This is a genomic window from Pseudomonadota bacterium (assembly GCA_026388315.1).
GTDB lineage: Bacteria > Desulfobacterota > Syntrophorhabdia > Syntrophorhabdales > Syntrophorhabdaceae > MWEV01.
Genome location: JAPLKA010000020.1, coordinates 1 through 13,044, shown reverse-complemented (window position 1 = coordinate 13,044; position 13,044 = coordinate 1). Strand labels below are relative to the sequence as shown.

18 protein-coding genes are annotated in these 13,044 nt (G+C 45.8%); all 18 read right to left on the bottom strand.

Features of this window, described 5'->3' with window-relative positions; all coding sequences use genetic code 11:
* Positions 1-64: 64 nt before the first annotated feature.
* Positions 65-196, bottom strand: a complete 132-nt coding sequence (locus tag NTX75_01430; protein MCX5814891.1) for a hypothetical protein — start codon at positions 194-196, stop codon at positions 65-67.
* Positions 189-1,352: a cytoplasmic protein gene (locus tag NTX75_01425; GenBank protein MCX5814890.1), complete on the bottom strand. Its 1,164-nt coding sequence runs from the start codon at positions 1,350-1,352 to the stop codon at positions 189-191. Before NTX75_01425 ends, NTX75_01430 begins: the two co-directional genes overlap by 8 nt.
* A complete protein-coding gene (locus NTX75_01420; protein ID MCX5814889.1) occupies positions 1,328-2,308 on the bottom strand; it encodes a tyrosine-type recombinase/integrase in 981 nt (326 codons plus the stop codon). The genes NTX75_01425 and NTX75_01420 overlap by 25 nt, the downstream gene beginning before the upstream one ends.
* Positions 2,295-3,293: a tyrosine-type recombinase/integrase gene (locus tag NTX75_01415; protein MCX5814888.1), complete on the bottom strand. Its 999-nt coding sequence runs from the start codon at positions 3,291-3,293 to the stop codon at positions 2,295-2,297. Before NTX75_01415 ends, NTX75_01420 begins: the two co-directional genes overlap by 14 nt.
* A 215-nt stretch (positions 3,294-3,508) precedes the next feature.
* Complete coding sequence (recQ, locus tag NTX75_01410; GenBank protein ID MCX5814887.1) at positions 3,509-5,983, bottom strand: DNA helicase RecQ; 2,475 nt, start codon at positions 5,981-5,983, stop codon at positions 3,509-3,511.
* Between the two features lie 262 nt (positions 5,984-6,245).
* On the bottom strand, positions 6,246-7,070 hold the full coding sequence (locus tag NTX75_01405) for a PRTRC system ThiF family protein (protein MCX5814886.1): 825 nt from the start codon (positions 7,068-7,070) through the stop codon (positions 6,246-6,248).
* Positions 7,067-7,681: a PRTRC system protein A gene (locus NTX75_01400; protein MCX5814885.1), complete on the bottom strand. Its 615-nt coding sequence runs from the start codon at positions 7,679-7,681 to the stop codon at positions 7,067-7,069. Before NTX75_01400 ends, NTX75_01405 begins: the two co-directional genes overlap by 4 nt.
* Positions 7,678-8,415, bottom strand: coding sequence for a PRTRC system protein B (locus NTX75_01395; protein MCX5814884.1), 738 nt, complete (start codon positions 8,413-8,415; stop codon positions 7,678-7,680). Before NTX75_01395 ends, NTX75_01400 begins: the two co-directional genes overlap by 4 nt.
* Positions 8,357-8,554, bottom strand: coding sequence for a hypothetical protein (locus tag NTX75_01390; protein MCX5814883.1), 198 nt, complete (start codon positions 8,552-8,554; stop codon positions 8,357-8,359). The genes NTX75_01395 and NTX75_01390 overlap by 59 nt, the downstream gene beginning before the upstream one ends.
* 65 nt (positions 8,555-8,619) lie before the next feature.
* Entirely contained in the window at positions 8,620-8,802 is a 183-nt protein-coding gene (locus tag NTX75_01385) for a hypothetical protein (protein ID MCX5814882.1), read from the bottom strand.
* 11 nt (positions 8,803-8,813) lie between these two features.
* Positions 8,814-9,104, bottom strand: coding sequence for a hypothetical protein (locus NTX75_01380; protein MCX5814881.1), 291 nt, complete (start codon positions 9,102-9,104; stop codon positions 8,814-8,816).
* 34 nt (positions 9,105-9,138) lie between these two features.
* Entirely contained in the window at positions 9,139-10,107 is a 969-nt protein-coding gene (locus tag NTX75_01375; GenBank protein ID MCX5814880.1) for a hypothetical protein, read from the bottom strand.
* Complete coding sequence (locus NTX75_01370) at positions 10,104-10,436, bottom strand: PRTRC system protein C (protein ID MCX5814879.1); 333 nt, start codon at positions 10,434-10,436, stop codon at positions 10,104-10,106. Before NTX75_01370 ends, NTX75_01375 begins: the two co-directional genes overlap by 4 nt.
* Entirely contained in the window at positions 10,433-10,915 is a 483-nt protein-coding gene (locus tag NTX75_01365; GenBank protein MCX5814878.1) for a PRTRC system protein E, read from the bottom strand. The genes NTX75_01370 and NTX75_01365 overlap by 4 nt, the downstream gene beginning before the upstream one ends.
* Positions 10,916-10,963: 48 nt before the next feature.
* Complete coding sequence (locus tag NTX75_01360; protein MCX5814877.1) at positions 10,964-11,119, bottom strand: hypothetical protein; 156 nt, start codon at positions 11,117-11,119, stop codon at positions 10,964-10,966.
* 63 nt (positions 11,120-11,182) lie between these two features.
* Positions 11,183-11,566, bottom strand: a complete 384-nt coding sequence (locus NTX75_01355; GenBank protein ID MCX5814876.1) for a hypothetical protein — start codon at positions 11,564-11,566, stop codon at positions 11,183-11,185.
* A 9-nt stretch (positions 11,567-11,575) separates the two neighbouring features.
* Positions 11,576-12,382, bottom strand: a complete 807-nt coding sequence (locus NTX75_01350; protein ID MCX5814875.1) for a hypothetical protein — start codon at positions 12,380-12,382, stop codon at positions 11,576-11,578.
* Entirely contained in the window at positions 12,372-12,797 is a 426-nt protein-coding gene (locus NTX75_01345) for a hypothetical protein (protein ID MCX5814874.1), read from the bottom strand. The genes NTX75_01350 and NTX75_01345 overlap by 11 nt, the downstream gene beginning before the upstream one ends.
* Between the last annotated feature and the right edge of the window lie 247 nt (positions 12,798-13,044).

The window sequence follows — 13,044 nt, the reverse complement described above, 5'->3', positions numbered from 1 at the left end:
CATTCTCTATTGATATTATATAGTTAAACACCATTTTTTATTATCGCTTTTCTCCATGCTTCTGTCAAGACAATTTGTTTCCTTTTCTGAGGCCATCACATCCGCCGCCGCCGTGTCTGTGGGAATGTGGGAAGGTGGAACAGCTTTCCACATTCCCACAGATAACTTCCTGTTTTATTGATAGATCTTTATTCATGCCAGGTCTTTCCTCCTTTTACCTCGGACAGGTTAAAACGTGCACCCTGGTTGTCCGTCGGATTGAGCCAGAGCATGCGGGTGAATATTTTTTCCGCATCCCTCAACCGGCCAAAGCGCCACAGGCAAAGGCCGTAACCGTGGAGGCAGCGGAGGAAGGGCCGGTTGTGTATGCACCCCCACGGAAGGAGACCGTCAAAGTTTGAACCGAGGGAGAACTCTCCTATTTTGATTCCCATATCGTAATGGCGGACTGCCATGTCGGGGTTCCGGGGGAACGCAAAATTTCCCAGATGTGCATGGGCATCGAGACAGCGCAGATCCGATGCGAGCATATCCATGAGTATGCGGCGGGCATTTTTGTGGTCACCTGACTGTTCGAGGTCGACGGCATCAAGGATCGGGTCTGTGTCGGGATTGTCGGGGTCTTCGCCGGGAAGCACCTGCTCCATTTCATATTCGGGGCGTATGCCCCGCTTGATTACGGGCCTGGCCCATAACTCCAATGGAGGCTCTCCCCAATAGTGTTCTCCGGGGTCCCACACTCCAATTTCATGGAGCGTTAAAGGCGCAAGCCCCAGAGTTGGTATATCGGTGCGAGATGCGATGATCTCGCCGGCAAGGTACAGATGGCCTTTATATTGCCACTTCTTCCGTGGAGATACGGTAATGATCTCGCCCGGCGCGATCTCCCGGTATCCGGAGGGACGAAGGGTAAGGCTACGGTCCTTTCCGGGGATACGGCATGAGATGGCGTTTGTTCTAACCGAAAGGACGATGAGTTCGGCGGCCCTGCTCATGTCGAGGTCGTCTGTTGGTCGTTTCTTGACATGCAGGTAAGGCTCGATGCCGAGCCATGTGCGGTAGGCCGCTATATAATCGCCCGCTTTTGAGTTGTCAGGGAAGATGAGGCTGTGGGCCGCAACCATATATATGGATCCGTCCCGCCGGCATGTAGCGGTGAGCCCCTGACGCTCGTTCCCCTCGTATCCGATTGCCATCACTGTCACAGGCTCTCCTACCACAAAGGCCTCCGCGGGCAGGGAGAGGTCGTCCTCAAAGGCTTGCCCGAAGGCGCTGAGTTGTTCGTCGTCGTTGTACGCATCGATGGTGATCTCATCGACCATGTTATTCAGTTCATCTTTACTTTTTGCCATTTAAAGCTCCTTTCTTCATCTTCCGGCGAACTAAGGGGGATGCACATTTTCCTGACCGGGTTTGACCAGTGAGGACGGTTGTGCCCGTCCTCCATCTTTTGGGTTCTTTGCAGGACCACTTCCATGGCCTTGTGATAGTCCCGTTCGACCTTGAGGTTGGCCACCCGGCAGTACCGCTGGGTCGTTGTAATGTGCGCATGGCCTAAAAGGTCCTGGATCGTGGCGAGGTCGGCGTCTGCGTTCAGAAGCTGGGTTGCGAATGTGTGCCTCAGTGCGTGGCATGATACAGTGACCCCGCTCTTTTGTGCATAGCGTTCCATCCTTCTTTGGATCCCCCGGACGGAGATCGGTGTTCCTTTATGCAGCCCTTTCTGAACGAGGAAGAGCTTCTTTGCCTTCGACGGCCGTTTTGCCAGATAGACGCCAAGGGCGGATATAGCATCGTCGCTGAGATAGACCACCCTGTCCTTGGCGCCTTTTCCCCTTACTACAAACAACTGCCGTCTCCGGTAGTCTATTGCATCGACTGTGAGGCCGGCAACCTCTTCGACCCTCAGACCCGAGCGGAGCATGAGCATGAACATGGCTTTGTCCCTCGGATCGGTGATAACGGCAAAAAACCTCTCTGCATCTTTGTCCTTCAGGCACCGGGGCAAAGGTTTAGGCAGACGGATAGAGACCTTTCGAACAGGGTTGTCCATCGCTATTTTTTCTTCCTCGATGAGGTAGGCGAAGAACAGATGCAGGGTCTGCAAATGGCAGGCGATCGTCTTCGGCGAGCAGTGTTTCCTCAGGAGGCGGTCCACATACAACCCTATCTCCCGGCGGGTTACCTCAAAGAGGGGAATACGAAGCCAACGGGTAAAATGAGCTATCCTGTTCATGTAGTTCTTTATTGTGTACGGGGCACAGTTTTTTCTCTTAAGCGACCTGCCGTATCTCTCAGTAATCTCCATGGATCCCTCCTTTTTCGATGATCGCCATGGCACGGAAGTATTCTTCTTCCCTGGTTCTGTCGGTAAGCCTCGCATAATGCCGGGTGACCTCAATATCCCGATGGCCTAAGAGTTGCTGTAAGACTTCGAGACGCATGCCGGCATTGAGGAGCTCGCTTGCAAAGGTGTGACGAAGGCAGTGAACCGTATAGCCTTTATGTTCAAGTCCGGCTTTCCTGAGGTAGACAAAGAAGCGGCTTCTGGCGGTGCTGTAGCAGATGGGGGAATTGCCCCGTCCGGAGAAGATGTAAGCGTTTTCCTTATTCTGTACAGCCAGCCACCGCTTCAACGCGAAGACGGCATCTCCCGAGAGATAGACCACTCGGCCCATGCTGTTTTTCTCCCCCTCCAGCACATGGATCTTCTTCTCTGCGAGGTCGATGTCGTTCATGGTGAGGCTTAAGGCCTCGCCGATACGTATTCCTGTCCGCAAAAGGAGAAGGATAAGCGCGCGATCCCTCACGACGTCGATCGACCCGATGAGTCTTTTTACATCACCCGGGTTCATTGCCCGGGGGAGGGTCTCGGGAAGTTTTAATCTGATTGTTTTCTTAAGGAGCAATGAGGAGAGGATGTCCTGTTCCATGAGGAAGTGGACGAAAGCGATTACGGAGGCCATGCGCACTTTTACCGTCGAGATGTACATGCCGCGATCCTGCTCGTGCTCGATAAAGGCCTCAAGATCAGAACGTTCAAGGCGGGTAATGTCGCTTTTGCCCGATGCCCCATAAAACGTTAGAAAAAGCACAATCGAAGTGAAAGAGCCTTTCATAGTTTTGGGCTTGTGGTTTACCCGCCATTTGTAATGCATGTACTGCTCAAGGTACTCCTTGCCGGGAAGCTCCATAGAGGCAAGTCTTTCGATGATATGGTCGAGCGTGGTCCGCTCACGTACTCCTTCTTTGCTGCTGTCTGCCTGTTTAGGTATTGCATTTACATGTTCCATCTTCTTCCTCCTTTTTCTTTTGTTTAGAGAAAGCAGGATAAATGATTAACCCCTGCATTACCGGAGGTCAAGATATTTTGGTACGTATAGGTAGGTGTACAAAATAATTGGTAATTTTAACTTTCTCACTGGTCATTTCTGTGTATTATGAAGTGAAAGCTGCGATAAAAGCTCGTCTGGCAAGTCGAGGCAAAAACAATAACTGATTCACAATGTTAAGCATTACCGGGTTGCTTGATAGCACTTTGTTGCAGCCTGAAGATACGGGATTCTATGGCAGTTGGTTGTCTGCATAAAATCTCAGCCAGAGCCTTGGTTGCTTCAACGCTGCGATACAGTTCTATGAGAAGATCATCCTCTTTTTTACTCCACGGTTCAAAAGCCCTTCTATAGCTTGCTCTGGTTTCCGAGATTAGACTATCCGTATTTTCATCATTCTGTATGACCAACGGAAGATTATTTACAATCTCAACAGCTTCCGCTATGGTTATTTGTTGTGGATTCCCGGTTTGTTGACTTACAGAGCCCATGGGGTTGTCAATCGTTTCATCTGACCCGGAGGTGTTTTCTTCGTCTGTTATTGCTTTATTTTCGTAAGTACCCATGTTTATATGGCCCTTGTATGCCCATACGGTCTGCATTGAGACACCAACTTTTTCAGCTATTTCATTCGAGGTAAGTTTACTGTGACTAATGAGCTGAAGTATTTCCTCTTTTTTCATCTCTTTTTCGTTTTTGGCAGCACTATGGTCTGCTTCTTCTGTGGGTTCTGTATCTGTAGATGGATTATCTGTAGAATTGGATGATTTTTTCAGAGATTCAGAATTATTAATATTTTTCCCTTTAATCTGTTTGATAATTTTCAGAATCTGTTCGCCATACATCTCAAGCCTTTTTTCACCTACTCCCGGAATGCTCCGCATTTCTTCCAACGAACCCGGGAGATGTTCACAGAGTGCTTTCAGTGTGCTGTCATGGAAGATAGCATATGCCGGCAGCCTTTTCTTTTCTGCGATTTCGTGTCTTAGTGAACGAAGCGCATTCCAGATTTCGTTTTGAAAGGGGTAGGCAATGGTTTTGACTTTATTCCTTTCGTTAGATGTTTCAGATTTGGCTTTTACAGGTTTAGCTTTTTTTGTAAGATAAGCAGGAACAGGGTCTTTCCGTAACTCGACCTTCTGTTCATTTTTGAATATAGAGTTACACTTTGAGGTCAATCTAAAACCACCCTTACCATCAATGTCCACCCTTAACAGGCCTGCAGCAACGAGCTGCCTGAATACAGACTTCCACTCTGTTTCAGAAAGTTCTTTTCCAGCACCGAAAGCAGGCAGTTTATCGTGACCGAAACCTTGGATTCTCGCTGATTCTTTTCCAAGCAATACATCGGTCAAATACGCAGCTCCAAACATCTGCCCTGTCTTGTATGCACATGTGAGGGCTTTCCGGGCAATCAGTGTTCCGTCTATGGTTTCCACTCTCCCTTCGCACACATCACATTTTCCGCATGCTTCGGAAAGTTTTTCCCCGAAATATCCCAGCAGGACCTGTCTGCGGCATTTTGTTGTTTCGCAATATCCCAGCATGGCTTCCATCTTGCGTCTCTGAATCCATTTGAATTGTTCGTTCCCGTCAGAAGATTCCAATATCTGCCGTAGAATAATTGTATCGGCAAGGCTATATATCATCCATGCATCAGCTTTTTCACCGTCACGTCCTGCACGTCCGGTTTCCTGGTAATAGCTCTCAAGCGTTTTTGGCAGATTTAAATGGGCTACAAATCTAACATCCGGCTTGTCGATGCCCATCCCGAATGCTATAGTTGCAACCATAATCATGCCTTCGTTCTGGAGGAACCTCCTCTGATTTTGAAGCCGCAGCTCTTGTTCAAGGCCTGCGTGATAAGGAAGAGCAGTAAAACCTTTTTCAGAGAGGAAGCTTGCAATAGCTTCAACCTTTTTTCTCGTCATGCAATAAATAATTCCCGAATCACCAGGGTGTTCATCCTGGATAAAATTTACAAGCTGGACTTTTTCGTTCTGTTTCACATCTATCCTGTAATATATGTTTGGACGGTCAAAGCTTGATACAAAATGACTGGCGTTTTCAAGGTGCAGCTTTTCTATTATTTCTTTTCTCGTAATCTCGTCAGCGGTAGCAGTGAGGGCAACACGCGGCACATGAGGAAACTCTTCCGGAAGGATGTTGAGTTTTAAATACTCTGGCCTGAAATCATGGCCCCATTGAGAGACGCAATGTGCTTCATCTACTGCAAACAGGCTTATTTTTATCCTTTTAAGCAGCCTCATGAAGTTTTCTGTCATCATCCTTTCTGGCGCTACATAAAGTAAATCCAGTTCACCGGCGATTACTTTTTTCTCAACTCTGTATGCTTCACCTGGACTTAAGGTAGAATTAAGAAATCCTGCTTTAATTCCAAGTTCACTGATCCCGTCCACCTGGTCCTGCATAAGGGCAATAAGAGGGGAAATGACTACACATACTCCCGGAAGAATAATGGCAGGGATCTGATAACATAACGATTTACCGCTTCCTGTGGGCATGAGAACGAATGCATCTTTTCCAGACAGAAGGTGTCGAATAACATCTTCTTGATTGCCTCTAAACGCATCATAACCAAAGTATGAGCGCAATATGTGATGAGGGGAAGCCGAGGAAGCTGTTTCCATTGTTTACTTTAATATTGTTATTGTAACAATAGCCAGAAGAAAACAGTCAGGTTTGCTGTGGCAGGCTTTAGTTTATGGGGCCTTCAGGCTATCTTTGTTTCTCAAGTTCATCAAAAACAGTCATTAACTGTTAATTTTCTTCAAAGTAATACATCGCTTTCATCAAAAGTTACCACATACAGTTTATCTTACAGCAAACATATAATGCATAAAAAAGCCCCTAACTTTTTGAGTTAGAGGCTTGCGAAGCTGATAGCACACTTTATTTTGCCGACTTAGATTTTTTCTTCTTTTCCTTGATTCCCTTCCACCCCATTCTATTCCATGTTTCAGGGTCTACGGGAAGCGGTCGCGTCGTCATCGACTGCATATTGATGAATGCGCCATGCTGCGTGAGATAGCCGTACCTGAATCCCTGCCACAGAATATGAAGTGCGCAGGTTGCAACCATTTGATTGATAAAGAGATCCTGCCTGTTTAGGGCTTCCGCCATAGAGCAGCTTGGACCCTGACTGTCTTCCTCCCCGACTGAGAGATTATTGCCGTAGAGGTCTACAGCGTTCGGAAGATACGGTGTTACTCCTGGTTTATCGGGTTGTTCCACAGGATTAACCGATCCGAATATAACCTGCCCCGTATCCGCCGTGTTCCCGGTATCCATCCAGTAGTGTGCAGTGAGGTTTTTTGCGGACCTATAAAAGAGAATGCGGGATTTGAGGCTATCGACAGCAGTGATAATGATTTGAGGCGAACCATCTCCATTTGAGAATTCTTTCGTGATCTCGTATGGGTAGGACATCCAGTCTGTCCCGAAAAAAGCGTTCAGGCGTGTGACAAGAACAGTTGCCTTGTTTCTGCCTATGTCAGCCTTCGAGAATAATTGTCTACCGACATTGGCTTCAGATACGTTGTCTCCGTCTATTGCTAATATATACAAGCCGGGATGTCCGAGCGCTTTTAAAGCCTGGTTCATACGGGCAAGCCCTGTTAATATGTGACTGCCTGTGCCACCTACCCCTGCCAGCAGTATTTTTACGGGAGAAAATTGATCCGCAATGACAATATCTTTTTTGAGGTAGTGCATCATAACCACTCCCTTTTGATGAAAAATCCTTGTACAGCGTACCGTATCTGCGGGTCGAAGGGAGAATGGGAATATACTTCTCTAAAATTCCCCATAACGATGCATATTTTTACTCCGCCAGCATCATCAAGGTCGTCTGTTTCAGAGAAGTAAGGCTTTATACGCCCGTGGGAATGAATATCGACCACGACACAGGCTCCTTCATCAAGGGAATCCGCATTATAGCGGACACTTTCCCTTGAAGCGTCTATGTTGAGCGGCATAAAGCTGTAGTTACCGTTTTGCCGGATTATCCAGCCCGCCCATTCTTTTCTGCGGAGAGCATAGTCTACTGCGACAGGCAAGATTTCGTCACGGATTATCTCCAGCACATCGGTGTTCGCAATCACTTCTTTAAACGTATCCCTTTCTTCAACTACTCCGTAAGGGAGTTCTCTTGAAGAGTCCCACAGTTGTTCTGTCAGATGCCCCCACGGGGGGTTTGTTTCTAAATAAAGACCGTTTTTTGCCATCAGCAGGCGCGTCATTCCTTCTTTCAAGGGTTCGAGTTCCTGGTGTGCCGGAACCATCACGGTCGGAAACGTACCTTGTATAATTGCATCGAGTCTATTCATATATGTCCTCCGTTCAATATGTTTTCGATGGTATTCTTTGTATCTGCAAGATACTCCATGGGGAAATGCTTCATTTTTTTACGAATGAGCATGTTCCATAAATCTTTTCCGGTAATTTTATCCAGCGTTGGCGGTAGATCGTTGTTGCACACACCACCGAAGAATAGTTGTTCATATTCTTTTGTCACCTCGATGTTCATTTTGTCGGGCACTCTGATATTCCCCATACAGCAGCTTCCATTGCTATGAATATTAAATAGCGGGTAATGATGCAGCCTTGTCTCGGGTAAAGGTCTTTTATTTTCCTCCAGCGCCCACACCATCAGACCCTGATCGTTCGCAAGAAACAGCGCAGGCGGTACGGGCGAATACCCGCTTTTTATGCCTGTGTTATTCGCAAACAACAGGTATCGCACATCGCCGGGACGCCACCACATGACAAAAAGGCCGGATACATATGCGATGATTTCCGGGGGCAAATAACACGGTTTCGTATCATGCCCGGACGCAAGACCTCTGTAAATGTTTCTGATAGTTCCTCTTGTCAGGGGAGACCCGCTGCGAATAATTCCGTGTTCGTCCATAGGGTGCTGCGTGATAACATATTGCGGCAAATCGTCATTATCATCTGCACACTTGTATATCAAAAGCGCCTGCTTACAGATATAGTTGTATTCACGCCTGCTTATTCCCTGAGGCTCCTTCTCGAAACTGCAACGATGTGTGATTGCCATTATTCACCTTCCTTCCTTTTGTTTTTCTGCAGCCATACTTGAGCGACTGCTTTCTTTTGTCTTTAATTACCCCGCACTTTCTCAGCTTCAGTGCTGCCTCCATCGGCAGCCGGGGTTTTATCTGTTCCAGTTTTGTCATATATATGTATCCTCCTTGAAGGTGTTGCCGGGCAACGCCGTGTGGCGTCACCCGGTATTTGATTTTTACTTTGCGGGCCAGCACTCAAACCCACGCGGGAGTCTTTTGACGCCCTCCCATCCCCTGGCGTATTCGCGTACATCTTTTTCGTCTGGCGGTTTTTCATATTCTTTCCGGCTGAACTCAACGGGTCCCAGGGCATACGCATCCTGGGGGAACTTTATGTACCATTTCCATGACCGCTGCATATCGCCCCTCCTTACAGCATTACCGTAAGTTTTGATACTTCGATGTCGAAACAATTTTCATCCTGGTCGGCAACCGTGGTGTAATTAACTTTTAACGCTTTTACCGTTCCTACAAAGCCGTTATTATACCCTTCTTTTTCTGGGTCTTCCGGGTCCGGAACTTCTACGGTCTCGCCTACGAGGATTTTAGCGAGTTCATCCCTGCTACACTCTTTTCTACGCTCCACAACTTGGTTCTCCGTGATATCCCATGTAATAATCTTTATTGCTGATTTCCCTTTAGCTTCTGCCATTTCCGGCATTCATAACCTCCTGATTTGTTATTCTAATTTGTTATTAATTCCCTGACAGTTTATCGATGGCGCAGAACAGATCTTTGAGCAGCGTAAAGTATCTGGAAAGGCCGATTAGACCCTCCGCATCCTCCTTTGTTTGGATTGACACCTCAATCACAGGCTCAGCGCAACCGCTTTGGCTATATCCTTCGAGTTCATTCCACCACCAATCCTCCATGGACGAATACCTTTGTAGTCCAATAAAAGAAAACAGCGCCAGTGGTGTTATCTCTCCTTCTTCCCAGTTATCGAAATTTATTGCATTTAACATTTTATTCGATAATTCCGGGTCGGCACATATGGTAAATAGCTCTATCGCATTGTCCAGTATCGAGCGTTCCTGTAGGGCAAGTTCATTTTTCAGGGATTGTCTCGCCTTCTTCAGACGCGCCAACCTGCTGCTTTTTGTCGCTTTCCGGCCTTTGCCGAATTGTGTCTTGAATTGCTTAACGTCTTTTTCTAACTCTTTTATCGTCTCAGGTTCGATGTCGTATTCTTCATGTAACATACCCATTTCAGCCTTCTCTTCATAGAATGCCGGAGGGTTGCTTACCGACAGAAGCAGATCGTGTACCATCATTTTCCCCACGAGGCGTATCGCATCTACCGCCTTATGCCTTGCGGGGTCAGTTTCCAGCACAAAATCGAACGTGCATTTACAGACATAGCAGATATGCATTCTCACAGCCAGGTGATACTCCGTTACGTTGTAGCGGTGCATCACCTCATAAGACAGGATGTTGTCTTCGTTACTTAACCGATCATACCGGAACAGGTGTTCCTTTAACTTTTCATTGATAACAAGCTCCATATCTGAGCAAGTATCTTTCTGTAAAATAAAAGGCCTGTCCCCTCCGAGAAGGGGATAGGTATTCGCCATTTCTTCGATTATCCTGCTATTTGAATACATAGACAGGACATCCTTGATTTCTATGACCACTGGCGCTTCGATCCGTGTCGGGAGATTCATATCGCCTCCAGTACCTCGGAAGGAAATGCCTCATATCTGATATCATGTGTGAACATGATATTGCAGAACGTCTCCATATCAGAAAATGAAGCCGGGGTATCGTCATCGGTATCTTCCAACGTTTCCGCCCCTTTTGTGCCATAGGTTTTTGCAAACTTATATGTGACTGCATTCTCGCTGACCTGCGGTTCTTCGATAATGGATTGAGTGAGTTCCGGATAGATACCCGCATAAAACTCTTTGACCTTTTCTGGTGTCATCGAGGGATCAGGGTCTTCGAGCCTGAGGTTGTTGTATGAGAATATTCTTTGCAATGTTTCTATACTCATAGAATGTCCTCCTCAATTTCTTCTTCTTTCTCTTTGACCGGTACCGGTTTCGTCTCCAACGGTGTATCTGGAGTCTGTTTAACGGGGGGCGCTGAGAACAGGTCGAACTGAGTGGGTTTTACTGTATCCGTTTTCACATCAGCTTTAATGTCAGCGCTGCCTGACTTGGCAACCTTCTGTTCCTCGGCAGCAACGGCTTTGGTAATGCTTGCCTTTTTCTTCGAGACCACCGCGCTGACCTTCAGAAGCCCGTACAGCTTTTCCTGCTGTTTGGCAATATCAGCGATTGCAGCGGAAAACTCTGCATTAAGTTCTTCCGGCGTGCCTGCCAGTGTAATCGGGGAAAATTCCTCGTGATTTTTGTCTTTGAATTTCGGCGCATAGCTGACAACGATGCGTCCGTCTTTGATCTTTGACATTGTGAGCGAGAGTGTTCCTTCAGACGGAATAATCCCGCTGATTTTTACGAAATCTAACATGGTGCCTCCTTATTTTTTTTTGTTGGTATTTTTTGTCTGTGGTTTTGCCTACAGATATACTTTGTTTGTTAAATCAGTCCATACAGCATGGAGAAAATTCCCGGTGCGCCAAAAATAACTCCAGTACAGTTTGCGGGCTTCATCAAGATCGCAGTTCTCCAGATCAATGGTTCTCCCTTTGTATCTGATGCTCATTTTTCCCATCTTTAACCTTCTTTTAAATTTTGATAATTATCTATGGTACATAATGTTCAAAGATGTGCTGCTTTATCCTTGATTTTTTGTTATGCATTGCCTGAGTAATTTGCTGTAATACTGCACGTCATTTGACGCTGTATCGTTCAATGTTTTGGCGAATTCCCTGCAATGAGCTTCAACTATCTTCTTGAATTCTGCCTCGGTGTTCCACTTTCTCAATAAACCATAAGAGACGCCGATGGTTTTAGCGATGCAATCCTGCGTTGTGTTAAAGAGCATCATTAATGTGGCGAGATACTTCTTTTTTGAGAAGCCTATCCGATCACCTTTTTTTGTGCCCTCCCTTTGAGGTTCTTCATAGGTATCGAGTCGGTTTTGTACAAACTTACCAATCGGAAATCCGTTTGCTACTATCGTGGTCGTGATATATGTTTTTACCTGGTAAGTAATCATAATCGCCACCTAACTAACATAATGGTTAAGGATGTGCTGCTTATCCTTGTAACAAAAGGATATTTTTGCAGAGCCCTTGTAATCCCCGATAGATGTGCGATGGTAAATTGTCTCATCAATCAACGGGATGGTACCAATGATTCCTTTATCTTCAAATACCTTCAATGTATCCTGCCAAAAAGAAGAGACATAGAAGCACTGGATAGCGCAGACTTTCACGTAATTTCTGTATTCTTTTCCGGTGTTTCTGCTAAATGTGAATGTGTTGTCTCCGACAGCCAGATGAAGCCCTGTAACAAAGTAATTGCCTTTATTGCTTTTCCATAGATGCCCGGCTTTGATTAAATTGTTGGCAACCTTCGCATAGTCCGTGCTTGTGTATCTTCTGTTCCAAAGGAGATACTTGATAGCGGGCCGCATATCCTTGGACGCCTTGCCATATTTTTTTGCAAACGTTCCGATCTTGTGACCGAGTTCACTTTCGAGGGCACTAACCTTTTTGAAAGTATCCTTATTGTTATTAAACGTGTAACAGAACAATGACGAAAGGAGACCTTTCAGTTCGAATGCACTCTTGTAGGTCTCTATACTGGTGACATTTGCTTTCTTAACGAGTTCCTCTAACTTATCTGCATTTTCGATTGCATTTTCATGTGTTGATACATAATCGTCCACAGTTGTTTTCTGCATGGACGCGCTGATTCCATTAATAAAACCGGAAGCGGTATCAGTCTTTACTTTTGTTTCACCCTCTTCGATGGACTTGTGATACTCTTCGTCTATCTCATTTTGTTTAGCCAATACCTCAAAACTCATGGATTCCTCCTTTTGTTATTTTATTGAATGTTGATTCGAGCTCATAATTATCTGTTCCGAGTTTTTCCGCTGCTTTTGTGACAGCCTCATCCGCATTGATTGCCGTAACGCTTATAGTATGTTTTTTGGATTTTTCAAACCTGCAATCCCAAAGAATGACCCGATATGGTTTTTCCTTCGGCGAATACAAAGATTCTGTGAGCCCTGGTTTAAGAAGAATCCTCCTGTCTATCTCGAAGATCTCCTCAAAACTGGATCCATCCATACCCCATATGGCATTGATTTGAACAAAATCATTATCAAATGCCTCAACGCTTGAACGGGTAACCCATCGGCTTTTTTCCTTATGATGTCTTTCAATTGTTTTCAAAACATTTTTAATGGCCTCTGTTTCTTTTTCATCGAGACTTTTCATGAATCCTCTCTCTCCTTTTAAATGGGTTTTGTAAAATGATTCTGATCTTATTTCACAAAACTCTTTTAATTCCAAACTATTATTTCAAAAGAGCTTGTCTCCCCCCACCGAAATAGGGTTTTTATGTGTTTGCGAGACCATAAAGGAGACAAGCCCAACATGCCCAAAATAGCCCGTTTCATCATCTGGATATGCTCTAAATTCACCAAGAGTGAAATAGAACAAATTGTTTCCGGCCTTGCGGATA